The sequence below is a fragment of the Zobellia barbeyronii genome, from assembly GCF_018603515.1.
Taxonomy (GTDB): domain Bacteria; phylum Bacteroidota; class Bacteroidia; order Flavobacteriales; family Flavobacteriaceae; genus Zobellia; species Zobellia barbeyronii.
Genome location: NZ_JACATN010000001.1, coordinates 849,017 through 869,046, shown reverse-complemented (window position 1 = coordinate 869,046; position 20,030 = coordinate 849,017). Strand labels below are relative to the sequence as shown.

At 37.8% G+C, this 20,030-nt stretch carries 6 protein-coding genes and 1 tRNA gene; 5 read left to right on the top strand and 2 right to left on the bottom strand.

Going from position 1 to position 20,030, the window contains the following annotated elements:
- Position 1: 1 nt before the first annotated feature.
- From HW347_RS03440 to HW347_RS03420, 5 genes are all read left to right on the top strand, one after another.
- A complete protein-coding gene (locus tag HW347_RS03440; protein ID WP_214610533.1) occupies positions 2 to 2,194 on the top strand; it encodes a PorP/SprF family type IX secretion system membrane protein in 2,193 nt (730 codons plus the stop codon).
- Complete coding sequence (locus HW347_RS03435; protein ID WP_214610532.1) at positions 2,194 to 16,764, top strand: T9SS type B sorting domain-containing protein; 14,571 nt, start codon at positions 2,194 to 2,196, stop codon at positions 16,762 to 16,764. The genes HW347_RS03440 and HW347_RS03435 overlap by 1 nt, the downstream gene beginning before the upstream one ends.
- A 31-nt stretch (positions 16,765 to 16,795) precedes the next feature.
- On the top strand, positions 16,796 to 17,749 hold the full coding sequence (locus HW347_RS03430; protein ID WP_155595328.1) for a PorP/SprF family type IX secretion system membrane protein: 954 nt from the start codon (positions 16,796 to 16,798) through the stop codon (positions 17,747 to 17,749).
- A gap of 103 nt (positions 17,750 to 17,852) precedes the next feature.
- Entirely contained in the window at positions 17,853 to 18,215 is a 363-nt protein-coding gene (gene folB, locus HW347_RS03425) for a dihydroneopterin aldolase (protein WP_214610531.1), read from the top strand.
- Between the two features lie 147 nt (positions 18,216 to 18,362).
- Positions 18,363 to 18,433 (top strand) — tRNA-Cys (locus HW347_RS03420).
- A 97-nt stretch (positions 18,434 to 18,530) separates the two neighbouring features.
- Here HW347_RS03420 and HW347_RS03415 read toward each other — a convergent pair.
- Positions 18,531 to 19,199 carry a LysE family translocator gene (locus HW347_RS03415; protein WP_214610530.1) on the bottom strand — a complete coding sequence of 223 codons (669 nt, stop codon included), beginning with the start codon at positions 19,197 to 19,199 and terminating at the stop codon, positions 18,531 to 18,533.
- A 122-nt stretch (positions 19,200 to 19,321) separates the two neighbouring features.
- The gene (locus HW347_RS03410) at positions 19,322 to 20,002 is read right to left on the bottom strand and encodes a head GIN domain-containing protein (protein ID WP_155595331.1); all 681 of its coding nucleotides are present in this window, start codon (positions 20,000 to 20,002) and stop codon (positions 19,322 to 19,324) included.
- Between the last annotated feature and the right edge of the window lie 28 nt (positions 20,003 to 20,030).

Below are 20,030 nucleotides of genomic sequence, written 5' to 3'. Positions count from 1 at the left end.
CATGAAATTTGTAAAATACATAGCACTTACTTTGCTGGCTGCCCTAACGTTTGGAAGCGTTCAGGCGCAGGAAGACGATCCAGTTTTGTTATATAGCCCAGCGTCACAGAATTTGTTGAAGTTCAACAGATTCTTGATTAACCCAACCTTTTCTACCGTTCAGGAAGACAAGTCATACATTAACCTTTTACACCGAAACCAATCGGTACAATTTAAGGATAATGACCAGACTTACTTCTTAAGTTACAGTGGTAGAATAGGAGATAAAAGTGGTTTAGGACTAAGCTTGTATACACAAAGTGTTGGAGCGGTATCTAACATTGGTGTGTTGGCCAACTATGCCTACGGGATAAAGTTGAGCGACAAAAGTAATTTTACATTTGGTGGTAACCTGGCCTATTATAGTACGGGGCTTGATCAAAACAGCATTGATGTTATTGATCTTAATGACTATAGTTTAACCGGTACTGAAGATAGCAATGTTCTTTCTTTTCAACCTGGTTTTAACATCTCTTATGGCAACATAGATTTTGGTGTTTTTGCCGAAAACTTATTCGATTATAATTTAAAGACAAGCAAGTCGTTAACAGAGTTTGGTGATAAAACATATTCTAGTCACCTTCAATATACCCATCATTTTGATAATAATGAGGGTATTATGGAGGGTAGCAGATTAATGCCAATTGCAAGAGTACGCATGAATGGTCAAAACCGATTAGCAGCAGGCGACGAGTCTCAAGATATGACTTACGGAGGTGCTGTTATTTTGGACCTACCTAAATTAGGTTGGTTACAAGGTGGTTATGACAGTTTTTACGGTGCATCTGCTGGTGCGGGTTTCAACATCAACAAAAGACTTTCTTTAGGATACACAATGGAAAAGGGTTTTGGAACCAACTTTGATAATTTTGGTGTTACCCATGAAATTTCCTTCGCCTTCTCATTTACTCCTAACCTTACCGAAGACCGTGTAATGTTAGAAGATGATTATGAAGACTCTTTGGTTGACAACGAAGAAGTTGACAAAAATGATCTTGTAGATAATGAAGAGATAGAAGAACTTAAACGTAAACTAGCTGAGAACGATGCTATCATTCAAGAATTAATGTTCCGTCAAGATTCATTGGAATCTAATCGTCAAAAAGATTTAGAGAATCGCTTTAATATGGTAATGAGTATGGTCCGAAACGAGACCAATGGCGAACGTCCTGATCTTGAAGATCGCGCCCAGAGCTTATTTATGGGAAGTAATGATCGCCCTGCTATTGCCAGTAATGACACACAAAATAGCACTGGAATACCAAACAGTACATTAACAGCTAATACATCTAACAACGGTACACCTACAAGTAAGACACCGAACAATAACATCTCTAACAACAGTACTCCAACAACGACTTTAGCTTCAAATAATACAACCCAGTCTAGGCCTACTATTGCAAAAGATAAAGTTCAAAGCAATACAACTACCAATAGTAGAACAAATTCTGGAACAACTTCTGCAGTTGCGGATAGAAGCGATGTAAAAAGTAGAAAATTCAAAAACTTAGAAGGCGTAAAAGACGGTTACTATGTAGTAGCCAATGTTTATAAAGGCGGCCAGTATATGGACAAGTTTATGAACAAACTTAATAACGATGGTTTTTCTTCGGACTATATAGACAATCCTAGTAACGGGTTAAAATATGTGTATTTAGAACGTTATGATACTTGGGAAGAAGCGGTAGCCGCACACAACAGTGGTATGAACGGTGCCTATGACGGCGCAATGTGGATTATGGATGTTGACAACCGCTACTCTAACGAAGCTTACGCTTCTAACGTAGATAAACTAAAAGAAAAATCTGCTAAATATGATACTGACGTACTACGCACAAATGCTGTAGTAAAAGACCAAATGGTATCTAATGAGTTAGATCCTAAAACTCATAAAATAGATGGTATTGGCTCTGGCTACTATATCATCGCAAATGTATTTGCAAATCCTAAAAATGCAAATCGTTTTGTAAAACTTTTAAATTCTTACGGGCTAAGTGCCAGTTACTTCATAAACCCAGATAATAACTGGAGATATGTTTATCTAAAAAGACACCAATCTTGGAACAATGCCCTCTTGTCCTACTATACCAACCTAAATGATGCGTACAATGACAAAATGTGGATTATGCGCGTCAAACCTAACCTACTAGCTTAATGAAATCAAAATCCATTAAAAAAATATTTGCGGGCGCTCTATTTTTATTGGCATTTGCAGGCTATTCACAAGAATATAATTCCTTTGAAGTTCGTTACCAGAACAACATTAAGGGGGATCTAACATTTATTTCAAACACTATTGTAAATAGGGACGGAGGCACTACTGCTACCGAACCAGAAGATCCTTACAATAACCTCAACACTAATGGGAATTTTTGGCCCTCTAGTAATCGTAACGCAGAAACAGGTGGTTACTACAATTACAATGATTACAAAAACATGCAGTACATAGATGTAGATAGTGATACCTCTACATTTAGTTCTAGTACAGCAACCTTTTCATTTCCTAATGCCGACTGTAATCTTATAAGATATGCAGGTCTATATTGGTCAGCAACGTATCCAAGAGATGATACTGCAGACCCAGTAGGTACGGCCAGAACACGGCAAATAGACCAAATAAAATTTAAAGTTCCCAATGGCACCTATGTAGATATTACAGCAGATGAAATCCTACATGACGGTCTAACGAATCCTGCTCTTAGTGCTAACGCTCCATACGCATGTTACGCAGATGTAACCAGTTTAATAACTCCTTTAGCTAATCCTCAAGGAGATTATACCATCGCTAACGTACCTAGTGCTCAAGGTTATGGTGTCTTCAATGGAACCTCTCGCATGACCGGTGGTGCAGCAGGAGGTTGGACTCTTGTTATTGTTTATGAAAACCCTAATTCTAGTGGTAAACTTATTACCACTTTTGATGGTTTTGCTAGGGTTACCGGTACCAGTAATGTTAATATAAATTACTCAGGGTTTAATACAATTCCAGTAGGTCCGGTGAGCGCAAATATTGGTGCTGCTACACTTGAAGGTGACTTTAGAATTACAGGAGACAGATTAAGAATTAGGGCTGCGAGCAGACCAAATTTTACAACCTTAAGCAACGGCACAAATCCTTCAAATAACTTCTTTAATAGTAATATTACACGTAATGGTGTACATGCTAATGATAGAGATCCATTTAGTCTAAACACATTAGGTTTTGACAGTGATATCTTTAATTTAAACAACCCAACCAATTCCGTTATACCTAATAGTGAAACTGCTGCAACCTTTAGCTTTCAGACCAATGGTGATCAGTATTATCCGTTTTTCAACTCGTTCAATATTGAAATTATTGAACCGGATATTGTTCTAGAAAAAAAGGTAGAAGATATTGCCGGTAATGATATTACAGGTCAAGGTGTTAACCTTGGTCAGATATTAGATTACGTTCTTACTTTTACAAACACCGGTAATGATGATGCTGTAAACTATACCATTCGTGATATACTTCCTATAAACGTTACCCTTGACGAGGCAAATATAGACATGCCTACCGGAACTACATATACCTACAACCCAGCAACAAGAGAGGTTGATTTTTTCATTCCGGATACGTTCGTAGAAGAGGGTGATACTCCGGCACAGATTCGTATGCGGGTTAAAGTTGCGGAAAACTGCTTTGACTTTATAGATGCCTGTACAGATCTCATACAAAACTTGGCCTACTCTACATATCAAGGCGCAATAAACGATAACCGTATTACAGATGATCCTAGTGTATCTGATTTTGATAATTGTGGATTCGTTACACCAGGTGCTACCAACTTTTTATTAGATGATTTATCTGATTGTAATTTTACCCGAAACGTTCAACTTTGCGGAGACAGTGTAACTTTAAACGCAGGAGAAAATTTTGATTCTTATATATGGGTAAGTGATGATAACGGCAACGGTAGTTTTGATTCTACAGATACCGTATTACAAAATAGCACTTCCAATACCCTAGTTGTAACACAACCGGGAACCTATATTGTAGATAAGATTATACCTGCGCCATGTAAAGGCTTTAGAGAAATTATGATTGTAGAGCGTTTTGGCGCTACTCAAACTAATCCATTAGTCGACTTTTTTAACGACACCAATAATGATGCTGATCCTACTAATGATATTCAAGGTGAAATTGTAGAATGTAGTATTGATGGTGACTTTTTACCTAAAATATTTCTTTGTGGTACGGCAGATATACAACCTATTACATTAGATATTCTAGATGCTCAAAGTATTGCTTGGGAGAAATTAGATGAAGGAAGCTGTACAGCTGCACCTGATGATTGTGCTAATAAGAACTTAGGCTGTACGTGGAATCAAGTGGCTACAGGAAGCGATTATAACGCAGATACAGCTGGAAAATACCGTTTGGTTATTAATTATACCAATGGGTGTTTTAGTCGGTTCTATTTTGATGTATTTCAGAATAATTTGGACATTCTTTACAATGACCGAGATATCATATGTACTACAGATGGTAACATCACTATAACCAACTTAGGCAGTAACTATGGCTACCAATTGGTAGATGTTGCTAACAACGCTATAGTAATACCATTTAGCGCAAACAACGGTCCTAGTTTTGATATTTCTACTAATGGTGCCTATAGAGTTGACGTAACTCAATTAGACGCTTCAGGAAGCCCTATTGAAGATGCTTGTATATTTAGTACTCCAGACATTGGTATACTAGATAGAGACTTTCAAGTAAATGTAACTACCACTCCAGCTAATTGTAATGCTCAAGGAATTATAAAGATTGACGTTCTTAATGTAGAGCCCAACTATGCGTATATCCTAAAAAGAAGTGATGGAACCTTAATTGATGACGAAACTGCAGAACCGGATAACACAAACTCTTTTAATGTAAATGCAGGAGACTACATCATAGAAGTTTCTACCGCAGATGGTTGTGCCTATTCTGAAGATGTAACTGTTACCAGAACACCAGACCCAACTATAACGGCATTAACCACAAGAAATATTGGTTGTACTGCTGGAACTATAACTCTTACAGGTGCTGGTGGACTTCCTAATCCTGATTATTCGTATGCCATTTGGAGTAAAAATGGAACCAATTTATATGCCGATGTAGCATCAATACCTGGTGATGCTTATGATACAAATCCTACTTTTTCTTTCGGTTGGAGAGATTCTGACAGTGATGGTACCGATGAGTATTTTCCAGGAGAAGATGGCGATTATGTTTTCGTAATTGTTGATTCTAACAACTGTTTTGCCTTTTCTAACGAAGTAACACTTAATGATAATGGGGCAATGACCCTAGACTCCATTACTGAAACCGCACCATCATGTAGTGGCGATTCAGACGGAGCAATTACTATAAATACAACTGGTGGTGTTGCACCATTTCAGTTCAGTATAGATGGTGGAACCACTACACAAGGAACTCCTAATTTTGTAAACCTTATTGCTGGTACATATGAAGTATATGTAACCGATTCATCTGGTTGTAATTTTTCACAAACTGTAGATTTAACGGAGCCATTTCCTTTAAGTGCTTCTGCAGGAGTTTCTAGAGATGCTACTTGTGACCCTAATGGTGCAGAAGTAAGAGTAACGAATGTTACGGGCGGTACACCTCCCTATCAATATAGTTTTGATGGAGGTGCCAGCTATGGTTCTTCTAGTACAGCAACGCTTCCTCCTGGAGATTATACGATTATCGTAAAAGATGCTGCTTGTGAATTTCCTATGACCGTTACTGTTGATGATGTTCCTGACGAACCAAACGTAACCCTTACTCCAGAAGTAAGCTATGATTGTGATGGATTGGCTACGGTAACTGCTACCCCAAATATTTCAACATACAATTATACTTTTGCCTTAGATGGTGTGGTAAATTCGCCAGACCCAACAAGCAATGTTTTTGAAAATGTAGGGCCGGGAACGTACACTGTGAGTACAAATTATGTCTCGCAAACCCCACCTACTCCAAGCTTATTATTGGCCGAAGATTTTGGAAGCGGTTCTACAATACCAAACCCAAATACATCTGGGTACTTTTATGAAAATCAGCTTGATAACACAACTCCAAGTGGTGCCCCAATAGACAACGGAGCATACGTAAATGATTACGAATATGCGGTAACGAGTAATATAGAAAGACCTTTCGGTTCTTGGATTAATCCAATTGACCATACATCAGGTTCAAAAGCATCACAAGGTCGTTATTTAGTAATAAATGTAGGTACGCCAAGTCCTGGCCAAATCATATACAGAAAGGCTATAAACGATATAATTCCGAACCAACCATTAAGTATTTCTCTTTGGTTAATCAACCTTTTAAAAAATGGTACCAGTGGTTTGGATCCTGATTTAACTATTGAAGTTCGTAACCCAAGTACAGATGCTGTAGTAGCATCCATCCGAACAGGAGATATTGCCAAAAATACGGGAGCTAGCAACTGGATAGAGTTTTCAGCTGATTTAAATCCTGGTAGTAATACAACACTTGATTTTGTTATTAGAACGGAAAAAATAGGTAACGGAGGTAACGATGTTGCTATTGATGATATTAGTGTTTTTCAAGTACCGGAAGTATGTGTACAAACTGTTGAGACCGCTGTAACCGTTGTTGCAGGTAAAGTTTTTACCACAACTATTACTGGTTCTACAGATGCAAGTTGTAACGGACTTTCTGATGGTACACTTACCTTTGAAGTAGAAGATTTTAATGCAGCAGGATTTCAATATTCAATAGACGGAAGCGCATTCGTAACTTCAACTACTTCACCGGTTACTTCACCAGCAACCCTTGGTGCTGGTTCACATACATTGATTGTTAGAAAAGCAGATGAAACAACCTGTTCAAGAACGCTTACACAGACCATTAACGCACCAGAGGCACTAGAGGCTTTTGCTTCAATTACAACAGAATTAAGTTGTACTAACGGAGGTGCTACTATTACAGCCAGTGTTACCGGTGGTACTTCAGCATATGAATATCAATTAGAAGATAATCTGGGTGCCGTTATCGGGACATTTGATTATGCAACGAACGGAGCAAACACTGTTTTCTCTGGTTTAGCTGCTGGAGATTATATAGTTCGTGTAAGAGATGCCAACACTTGTGAAGACGCCATTAACGCTCCTTTACAGGTAGCAGCAGCAAATCCTATCACTTTTGATGTTATACCTACTGCCTGTTATCCTGGTGGAAATACTGCTACGATTCAAGTAGATGTTACGGACGGAAATGGAGATTATACTTTCAGCATAAACGGGAATCCTTGGGTAATTCCAACTCCTGCAAATGCTACAATACATACGTTTAGTGGTCTTTCAAATGGTACGTATACTATAAATGTACAAGATGCTTTAAGTTGTACTGGTGTTTTACAGACCATTACAATCGCCCCACAATTAACGGTTAGCGCATCGGCTCCAACCATTACAGCTTGTGCAACTGATACTGATATTACTATTGCTGCCTCAGGTGGGGACAACAACTATGTATTTGCTGTTGTAACCAATGGAACTGCAGTCCTTGATGGAGATTTTAGCACAACAAATCCTGTAGCAGTTTCGGCTGCAGGAGATTATGATGTCTATGTACGTGACCATAGTGGTGGAACTGATTATTGTCCGGCAATGTATACTATAACTGTTGCTAAAGATGCGCCAATTGTCATCACTCCAACACCAACAGCGGTGACTTGTTTTGGGGATTCTAACGGAGCTATTTCAATTGTTGTAGATTCTGGTGGAAACGGACCATTTACCTATAGTATTGATAATGGAGTTACTTATGTAACAGAAAGTAATTTCCCCAATCTTCCTGCAGCTACATATCCTGTGCGTGTTAAGGATTCTAATGGTTGTGAAACTATTGCAGAAAACGTAATCGTTACGGAGCCAGCACAACTGGTTGCAGAAGCTACTATTACACAAACTTATACTTGTCTAGTTAATGGAGAAATTACCGTTGGAAACGTTACACCAACAACAGGTGGTTCAACAAACTATCAATACAGTATTAACGGAGGTGCTTGGACAGCTTCTTCTTCAACGGGAGTACATACATTTATTTACCTAACGGATGATACGTATAGTATTAGAGTTAGAGACGCCAATGCCACTTCGTGTGAAATTACTTTGGCCGATATTATTATTTCGCCATTACCAACAGAGCCTACACTTTCTACTTCTGTAACCTACAATTGTGACGGAACAGGAAATATCACGGTGTTACCAAATGATGCTACTTATACCTATAGCATTGATGGAGCAACAGCTAAGACACCAAATCTTTTTAGCAATGTAGCTATAGGAAGCCATACTATTACCGTAAACTACGGTAGTGATTGTACGGTAGGTACAACAGTTATTATTGAAGACGGACATACTTTTGAAGCCTCTATTACCGCTTTCGAAAACCTTGATTGTAATGCAGATAATTCTGGAACAATTACCATAGATGCAGATAACTACGGAGCAGGCGGTTTCGAATACAGCTTGAACGGTGCTACTTTTGTTGGTCCGTTTACAGCAGCAGCACAAATTACAGGTCTTGCTGCACAAGCACATAGTATTGAAGTCCGAGATGTAGATAATGCCATTGCCAGTCTTCCAAATTGTACAGTGTTATTAAGCCAGAGCTTAACTGAACCTAACGTTATCGTTGCTTCGGCCAGTGTTACGGAACAATTTACTTGTAACAACACAGGTGCTACTATTACAGCAAGTGCAACAGGTGGTACACCAACATATGAATATCAATTGGAAGATAATTCAGGTGGAATACTAACTGCTTATCAAACCGAAACAACATTTACCGGAGTAATTGCAGGTGATTATATCGTAAGGGTAAGAGATGCAAATACCTGTAGTGATCCTATAAATACCGCAATAACGGTAACGGCTCCAGCTGTACCTACTTTTGATGCTATACCTACGCCTTGTTATTCGGGAACAAACGATGGCTCTATACAGGTTGATGTTACAGCAGGTAACGGTGGATACAGTTTCAGTATTGACGGCGGACCATTTGTAGCTGCAACCCCTATTACTGGGTTGACACATACATTTGACAACTTAGCCAATGGAACGTACACTATAGACGTTAGAGATTCCTTTGGATGTACAGCTGCTCAACAAACGATTACAATAGACCCACAATTAGTAGTCTCTGTAGATGTTGTTGATATTAGTGCATGTAATGACGGTTCAATAACTGTAAATGCTACGGGAGGAAATGGAACATTGGTATACGCCATTGTACCTGCCAACACAAGCCCTTCTGGTCTTTATACTACAACAAATTCATTGACCATAACCAGCGCCATGGCAACAGCCAACCCAGCAGGTTATGATGTACATGTGTTGGACAACAACGGTGCATCGCCATCATGTTCTTTCCTACAAGAAGATATTATTTTAACTCCTGTTGCCACATTAACCGCAAGCGGAACAGCAACCGACCCTGAATGTTTTGATGGTCTAGGTTCTATTGATGCTACAGTTGGCGGAGGTACAGGTCCATTCACATACCAATTAGTAGACCTTACTCCTGCTGATGGAATTGATTACGGAGTAACAAATAACAACATCGCTACAACAACATTGACCTTCAATGGTATTGGCGTGGGTAATTATGAAATTACGGTTACCGATACCAAAACTTGTACGGTTACTTCGGCTACAATTACTATTAATAATGCTATTGAAATAACTGCAGATATTATTCCTATTTTACCTGCAGCATGTAATGACCCTGATGCCAATGAATACGGATTCCAATTTGATAATGTAACTGCTCCTGCTGGAGGAACTATAGAATATAGTGATGATGGCGGTACTTCTTGGCAACTGTCTAATGAATTAAGAGGTAGTGTTTCAGGTACAGAAGTATTCCCTTCTATTAGAGTTACTTTACCTAGTGGTACCATTTGTCAAATGGATTTTGATAGATACATTATTCCATATCCATTAGATAACCTAGATATCAGTATTAGTGCAATAGTTGTAGACTGTAATGATTTACAAGTGCGTGTTCAAGGTACTGCAGGTGTAGCTCCATATGAATACGCTTTTTCAGAAGATCCAGCCAATTTTGATCCAACTACCACAACTTGGCAGCCAGGTGGAACCATAAATTCTAGTGGTGCTACAGTTCCAGCGGGTGAAGGTTCTTATACTTGGACAGGATTGACACCAGGTAGAACGTATGTTTTCTATGTTAGAGATAATACCGGATGTGTACGTCAAAGTCTTGTGAACGTAAATGACCTAATTGTTGAGCCTATTACAATTACTACGGACGTAACCCCAACTTGTTTTGGTTCTTCAACTGGTGAAATTGAATATACAATAAACCCGACTACAGCATACTCACATATGCGTTGGGAATTCTTTGAAGTAGGTAATCCTATAGCTCTTCAGACCAGTGGAGGAAACATCTTTTATAACAATACTATAAACGTTATTGGTCTACCCGAGGGCAATTATTATATAGAAATAGTACAGTCTGACGGAACAACAGATTCATGTACAGGAGGTAGTGAAAACACCTATGTACCAGAATTAAGGGTATTAGATGCCACAGCAACTGCAACAAGAGACATCTCATGTAACTTGCCAGGTTTAATTACTGTTGACAATATCACTGGCGGTGGTGGAGCTCCTTATACCTATGATGTAACTGGACCTCTAGGTTTTACAGCTTTAACAGACTTAAATACAAACCCGGTTCAAATTCCTGTAAACTCGCCAGCAGGAGCTTACACGGTTACAATCAATGATCAATATGGTTGTTCGTTTACCATGTTACCGGTTAATTTAAGTTTATCGGCAAATCCAACTTTTACATCAATTTCTCAAGATAACTGTAGTGCACCAATTGACCTTACTGTAGTTGGAAATTCAGCCGCAGGCAATATTCGTTATGCTATTGTACCTGCAGGTGACCCTGTACCTACAACGTATCTTGATAATGCCGGTTTGTTCGAAAATGTAACCGCTGGTTCTTATGATATATATATTATAGACGGAAACGGTTGTACCAACTCACAATCTACTTTTGTAGTAAACCCTGTTCTTTCTGCAAAAGCAGAGCTCACCAAAATATTGGATTGTACTGCTTCACCAGATGCCGTAATAGCAATCGAAGTTTTGGATGGTTCAGGTAGTTATGAATATTCAATTACCAATACTGCCGGAGTTCCTGCGGTAACACAAACTATTATTCCTGGTAACCCTTTCAATTACCAAGCCCCTGCTGCAGGAGATTATACAATTACTATTTATGATACCAATACACCTAGTAGTGTAATTTGTAACAGAGAGTTTGTTGTAAACGTTCCAACTAGGGTAGAGCCTGTTGTTAATACAATTGCATTTACCGACGTTACTTGTTTGGGTGATTCTGACGGTACTATTACTATTTCAGCAATAGACAACGCAACAGGACCATATACTTTTGAGATTACTTCTATGGATGGTGCTGTAACAAGTATCAACCCAACAAGCTTTACAAATACTACGGCAACGTTTACTGGTCTTGCACCAACAACAACAGCTGCTGGATATGTAGTAACCCTTACTGGTAATTCTACTACTAACAATTGTACGACAGATAGTGCTGCTATTATCATTGCAGAACCAACAGCTATTGTTGTAACAATGAATCCGGTTGTAGAATTTGGCTGTACAACTGCTAACAATCAAAATGATGCGAGTATCTCGGTAACAAGTGCAGCAGGAGGTTCAAATACCTTTGTTCGTTATGAATTCATTAAAAATGATAACCCAGCTACAGCAGCAATAGAAGCAGATGTTATTGTTCAAAACGGTTCTAATGACACCTACATTGAAACTGATGTATTAGGTGGTGCATATACCATAAATGTTTATGATGATAATGGTTGTTCTGGTTCTACTACCCAAACAATTATTCCTTATGTAGAAATCAGTAATCCTACGGTTACTATTGATACGGATGTAAGCTGTAATCCTGGTAATGATGCTCAGGTTACGATAGGAGTTACTACAACTCCATCTTCAGGGACCGCAACACTAGAGTATTCAGTTGCTGGAACTGACAATGCGTATAGTTCACTAAATCAGCCTACAAGTACATTTAATGGAATAGGAGTAGGAAACTATGAAGTAACAGTTACGAATACCAATACCGGATGTTTTGTACAGACCACTTTTGAAATTGAAGATCCAAATACATTTGAAATTGATGCTACTACTGTCGATGTAGTTTGTAATGGAGATAATGGTTCTGTTAGCTTTACTATAAGCGATGCTACCAATCCATATGCTGCAGGTTTCACATGGCAAATTTATAATTCACAAGGTACAGTTGCCACAGGAGATGATACTATCATTGTTGGAGCAACTGGAACTTCCGCTAATGTAGGTCCCACAACACCATTTAACATTGGAGCGGGAGAGTACCGTGTTGAGGTTACACAAGATAGTAATCCTTCTTGTGTTGCTTCTGAATTATTCACCATTGCAGGTCCTAGTGACCCAATTAGCGCAAACAGGGTATTTACCGATATCACTTGCGTTCCTGGTAACAACGGAACCATAACAATTACCAATGTTACTGGTGGATGGGGTGGTTATTCGTATCTCATCTTTGATGCGGCCGGTCCAGTTATTGACACTACTGACCCTGCAAGCTATATTTCAAACCAGAAAGAAGAGAACTTAAGCGCGGCTACCTACCAAGTTTGGGTTATGGATTCTAGAGGATGTGCTGAGCAATTGGCAGATGTAGTTCTTGCCGATCCAACCCCAATTACTGCAGATTTAAGAATCAATCAACCTAATTGTACCGATTTAGAAGGTGAAATTGAAGTTATTAATGTATTGAATGGTCAAGGTAGTAACTATAGTTATCAATTACAGTTGTTCAACACTGGTACTTCTACTTTTGAAGATATGAGACCTATACAAACCTCAGCTATATTTAGCGGCTTAGGTGCAGGCGAGTATCAAGTAGTTGTTAGCGATCAATGGGGTTGTGTAGGTACTACAAGTACAAACATTGACTTACACGAACCTATTTCACCATTGGCATCCGTAGTTAAAACAATTGATTGTTCTACTACAGATCCTGGTGGACAGATTACCATTTCACAAACAGGTGGTTCTGGAAGCTTCAGATATGATGTACAATATCCATTATCAGCTCCAGCTACAGTAGATGATACCAACAATACAGGTATTTTTACAGGTCTTACGCAAGTAGGTGATTATATATTTACAATTACCGATTTAGATACAAATCATAGTTGTAGTACAACTATAACTCAGCGATTGGAAACAGCAGTGATTCCTGAAATAAATGCAAATTCTTCTACCAATGTAACTTGTAATGGTGCCGATGATGGAACAATTTCAGTTGGCGTTACTGATAATGGAGTAGGACCGTATACATTTAGAATTATTACGGGACCAGGTAGTTCGGCTACTTTCCCAATTGCTGCAACATCATCAACGTCAACCTCAGCTTTCTTTGATGGACTTGAAGGTTCTATTGCAGGTATAACATATACAATAGAAGCAAGAGGTGCTAACAACTGTACTATAACAACAGATATTACTATTACTGAATTAGATGTTATTACCGTAGACGCCATTAGCGTTCTTGAATATGGTTGTACTCTTGGTAATAATGGTAATAATGCGAGTGTATCGTTCACTAGTGCATCAGGTGGTACAGGTACTTTTTCTAGATACGTATTTATACGTGATGGAAGTGTAGTTCAAGATGGTTCTAATACCACTTACTTTGAGACTGATGGTTTAGGAGGTTCTTATGAAATACGTGTGTATGATAATGCAGGATGTTCTGCACTATCAACAGCTGATACAGTTTTACCTTATGTAGAAATAAGCGATGCAACCGTTACCACAACCCAAGAAGCTGCTTGTTCTCCTTTGAACAATGGCGAGATAGAAGTTGGAGTAACAGTTAGCCCTGCCACAGCAACACCTAACTTAGAATATATTGTAACAAGTATAAACGTAACTTATGCACAGACCATTACATCTACTAATAATCCAGAAACTTTTACAGGATTAGAAATAGGTAACTACAGTGTTAGAATTACCAATTTAGATACTGGTTGTGTTATAGAAACTGTTCATAAAATTGAAGATCCAGACGTTATAGAAGTTACTGCAACCAAATTAACTGACGAACAATGTTTGAACGATCTTGTAGATGATGGAAGTTTCAGTGTTGCTATTAGCAACTATACTGGTCCTTACAGTTACCAAGTTTATGATTTAAATGATAATCCTGTTGCCGGATTTAGTGGAACAGGAAACACTAGTACACCTTTAACTATTTCAAATATTGTTGGAGGAAGCTATTACATACGTATTACAGAAACTACCGCACCATTGTGTGATGATGATTCTAATGTAATAACAGTATTGGCTCCAAGTGCTCCAATTACAGCTACGGTTAGGGAAGAAGCCAATGTTTCGTGTAGTAATGATCAAGGTGAAATATTTGTTGATCCAACAGGTGGTGAAGGTCCATATACTATCGTATTAGAAAATACCACTACCTCTACTATATATACTGAAACAAATGTTGAGGCATTCATTTTCAAAAACTTATCTGCAGGCGATTTCCATGTGACTGTTACGGATGCATTCTCATGTGTATTCTCTGATAACCTTACTTTAATTAGACCTGATGATATTGTAGCTGATATAACAGCAACGACCTTATCATGTTTTAACGGAAATACTGCTAGCATATCAACTACGGTAGGTGCAAGAAATATTACACCTACATACCAATACAAATTGAATGTTTATGAAGACATAGCCGGAAGCATTTTGTTGACTACTTCGGTAGGGCAGGCTACAGGTGACTTTAATAATTTAGCTGCTGGTTTCTATAGTGTTACCGTTAGTGATGAAGTAGGGTGTTCTGAAGAAACACGTATTATTGAAATCGTTAATCCTACGGAAGTAGAAGCTTCATTAATAAGAACTAGTCCGTTGACATGTACAACAGGCGTAGAATTCGAATTAAGTGCCACTGGAGGAAGCGGATCATACGAATATAGTATAGACAACGTAACATGGACAGCAATGTCAGGAAACAGCGTTAGTTTACCTCTAAGCGGTATGTTAAGTGCTGGTGTCTATCGTTATTACGTAAGAGATGAGACAAACTCATGTACAGCTGTACAATCTAATTCTATTGAAGAAGACCCTATTGATCCATTAATATTAACAGTAGATGAGACTGCTGCAGTAATTAACTGTAATGGAGATAATACCGCTACCATTTATGCAACTGCAGATGGTGGTTTAGGAAACTATCAGTACTCGCTTTATACTGATGCTTCATTAAGTGTTGCTTCACGTATTGCAGGACCTCAAAGTAATGGAACATTTAGCTCATTGTCAGCAAATACATATTACGTAGATGTAATCAGTCAGGATTGTAGAATAACTACTCCAGAACGAATTGATATTTCTGAGCCTACAGCTTTAGATTATACAGATGATGTTATCAATGTAACTTGTAATGGTGAAGAAGACGGTAGTATAACCGTTACTTTATCCGGTGGTTCAGGAGGTTATCAATATGCTATATCACCAAACCTTAATAAGTTTGATGATGAAAACACTTTTGAAGACCTTGCTCCTGGAAATTACAGGGTAATTGCACAAGATCAAAATGGTTGTTTCATAGAATTGGAATATACTATTGACGAACCTGCTATTATTGAGGTTTTAGGTACATCAACCCCAGAAATATGTGTAGGTGAAGAAAATGGTTCCATAGAGCTTACTATAACGGGCGGTACACCTATTTATAGTACTAGAATGCACACTGAAACTGATTTTGTAGAAGACAGAACAACGTTCACTGATCTGGCTGAAGGAAACTACATCATTTTCATTCGTGATGCTCAAGGTTGTGAAGAAAATATAACCGTAACGGTAGATGCCGGTGTTAATCTAAATGCATCTGTAGAACCAGTATATGGTTGTAATGGAAACACGCCAAATAACTACATCAACATTGTGATGGAAGATACTAGTATTGCGGACCAAGTCCTTTTTGGAGTTGATACTACCGATCCAGCAGAAATGCAACTTAATCCATTCTTTAGAGACCTAACTCCAGGTACACATTATATATCAATTTCTCATGCCAATGGTTGTATTATAACTTATGATATAGAGATAGAAGACTACCAACCTTTGACCATTGTTTTAGAGCAAACCAACATCAACCAGATAACAGCAAATGTTACAGGAGGAAGAGGTGAGTACAATATTACTTTTGGTGATAAAGATAATGGTACCGACAATACATTCTATATTAACCGTACTGATACTTACGTGGTTACCGTAACAGATGAAAATGGTTGCGAAGTTGTAGCCAGTATCTTTATGGAGTTTATTGACCTTGATATTCCTAACTTCTTTACCCCAAATGGAGATGCGGAAAATCAGACTTGGAAACCTAAAAATGAAGATGGCTTCCCAGAGATACTAACCATCATATTTGATCGTTATGGTAGAGAGGTGTACCGAATGGGTGCTGGTGATCCAGGATGGGACGGTCTTTATTTAAATAAAGAACTTCCTTCAGGAGATTACTGGTACGTTATCAAACTCAACGGAGAGAATGACGACAGAGAATTCGTTGGACACTTTACCCTATATCGCTAAATAAAATACTTAACCTACAACCTACAGTACCATGCGCAAATTCATATGGACCTTGCTGCTCCTATCCGGCATTATAACCGCTAGAGGTCAAGAGCTCAATTCGCCTCAACTTACTCAATATTTGGCAGATAACCCGTTTGTTCTATCACCAGTATATGCTGGTATAGGAGACCATGTAAAAATTAGGCTTAACGGTCTTACACAATGGGTGGGTATTAAAGATGCTCCACAAACACAATCCTTGGCAGCAGATATGCGCTTAGGCGAACAATCTGGTATAGGTCTGTTTTTATATAATGATAAAAACGGTTATACAAAACAACAAGGTGCTAGGGTTTCTTTCGCCCATCACTTAACTCTTGATAGATATGACGATGAGTTTCTATCATTTGGCCTTTCATATAACTTTAATCAGTTTAGAATAGACATTGATAAATTTGTGGATGCTAATCTTGATCCGGGTGTTATTAACAACCGCCAAACTAGTAACCATAACTTTGACGTAGGTGTTTTATACCGGTATGGTAAATTCTACATAAGTGGTAATGCATCTAACCTTTTAGGTAAAGATCCAAGTAACTTTACATTTAATGTAGATGAGCCTAATGAGTTAAGAAACTATTATGTGTATACTGGTTACCGTTATAGAAAAAACAAGCATAGCGATTTAGAGATAGAGCCTTCTATTTTATTTAAAATGTTTGAAAGTGATGGCCGTTCTGAAACAGATTTAAACCTAAAATTTAGATGGTATAATTTTGATGATTATTTCTACGCTGGTGTTAACTATCGTTTCTTAAATGATCAAATTGGTAGCCCACTCTTTATAGCTCCTTTTGCCGGTCTAAAGAAAAATAACTTCTATTTTGGATATTCATACCAAATAATTCTTAATGAGTTACTTACGTACAGTACAGGTACCCATGTGGTAACCATAGGTGTAGACTTGTTCCAAGGGCTTAGTAACTGCCGTTGTACGTATTAAGAAAAGAACTGTTTCAATATCTATGTACTTATAAAAATTACATATAAGCTTTCTATCCTTTATTTGAACCGTTTGAATTAAGTTTGCAAAAATATATTTGATTTTGGATAAGGTTAAAGTTAGTAATATAAGGGTATATGCCCACCACGGTTGCTTAAAAGAGGAAACCGCCATAGGAAGTGAATATTTGGTAAACGTATCTGTTGATGCTGATTTAACCAAAGCTTCAATTTCCGATAAACTATCTGAAACGGTAGATTATGTTCACATAAACCATATTGTAAAGGAGGAAATGAAAATCCCTTCTAAACTATTGGAACATGTTGGCAAGCGTATCTTAGATCGCATCTTTTTAGAAATAGAAATTGTAAAAAAAGCTGAGGTTGAGGTTTCAAAAATTAACCCTCCAATAGGTGGTGATGTTGAAAAAGTGACCATAGTTTTGAAGCAAAAGCGAAAAAAGTAACTATCTAAATACCTTAAATTCACCTCCTAAATAACTGCAAATCTTTACACTTACATATTTTCTTACACCTTGTAAATATACATTGTGAAAAAAAAGTAAAGTAAAAATAGCATTTCCATCAAAAAAACTATCTTTGCACCTGCAAATGGCATCGTGGCCGAGTGGCTAGGCAGAGCTCTGCAAAAGCTTGTACAGCAGTTCGAATCTGCTCGATGCCTCAAAAAAAAACCTTCGTTTATCACGAAGGTTTTTTTGTTTTATGACTTTAGGTACTCCTTAAAAAAGGAATTACGGTTAGATTCTTACTACACGATATTATAGCTTTTCTATACGCTCAATACCATTCTCTATGTTGAACTGGTCTTTAGGTAGAAAGCCTTTTACAATAAGTACAATACCACATACAATTAGAATAACGCCAAGTCCTTTCTTTATCAAATAAATTCTATTACCTGTTAGCTTTTTCTTCAATTGTTTCGCTAATAGAATTTTAAAAATATCGGTTACAAAATAGGCTCCTACCATCGTTGAAAAGAATACTACTATCCGGTTAGGGTCATTATTTAAGCTGGGTCCAACTACAATTATAATACCCAACCAAAAAACAAGAACACCAATGTTAATAAAATTGAGTAGAAAACCTTTTACAAAGAGACCTAAATAGTCACTCTTGCTAACCCTAATATCACTATCCACATGCTTAGGAGGTTTTTTAAAAATAGTGGTAATACCATAGACCAGAAGAATTACCCCACCAAAAACATATAGTCCCGGTTGGTTACTTAAATTCTCTAAAAGCTGATAACTACTAAAATAAGCAATGACAAGAAAAACACCATCGGCAAGAATTACTCCAAAATCAAAAACAATAGCAGCTCTAAAACCTTTAATTGCGCTTGTTTCTAAAAGGACAAAGAAAACTGGCCCAATCATAAAGCTTAATAAAAAGCCTAATGGAACTGCTGCCTGAATATCTTCCCACATGTATTATTCTGGGTGTTTCTTATTAGTAGTTTAACTAAGGAATAGCAGCTACTATAACTCTTTTACAAGTAAGTACTAGCTGCTATGCAAAGCTAAGGGTTTAAAATTGGAAATGAAACCGATTACATACGCGTTACAGTACCGCCAAATACAGTTTTTTCATCCATCTTCTTTGGATCACCATACACCAATACTTCACCACCAGCTTTTACACTAGCCTTTACGTAATCTGATGCGTAAATTTCTGCACGAGATCCTGCATTTACATTTATGGTAGAAAACTTGGTCTTGAACTCTTTACCTTCATAAATACCACCTGTATTTATAACTATGTCTTGCAAATTAGAGGAACCAATAGTAGATATGCTTCCACCGGTTACGGTTTTGATCAACATCTGTTCTACCTCGGCATTAATTACCAATTCCCCACCTTCTTGTGCTTTTAACTCAAGAATTTCCTGCTTTATAATTTCTTCAGAGGCAATACGCGCATCTTCGTTAACGTCTATTACAACAAGGTCTTCAGTATAGTATAGATCCACAAATGTGCGATATCCACTAAAAATCTTACCCAATTGCATTCGTATTTTAAGAACACCATCGTTATTAACAATGGCAACTTTATCTATATTCTCACCAGATATGACCGCTTTGTTCACATCAGATTTTATAAGCTTAACAGAAAGACCGTCAAAAGCTTTAACCTCTGAGAATTTAGTTAGGTCTTGTGTCATACTTGCGTCTTGGGCAAAACTAAATTGCAGCCCAAGAATACAAATGACAAGCAAAACGAACTTTTTCATAATGTACCTTTTTAGGTTATTTTGATAG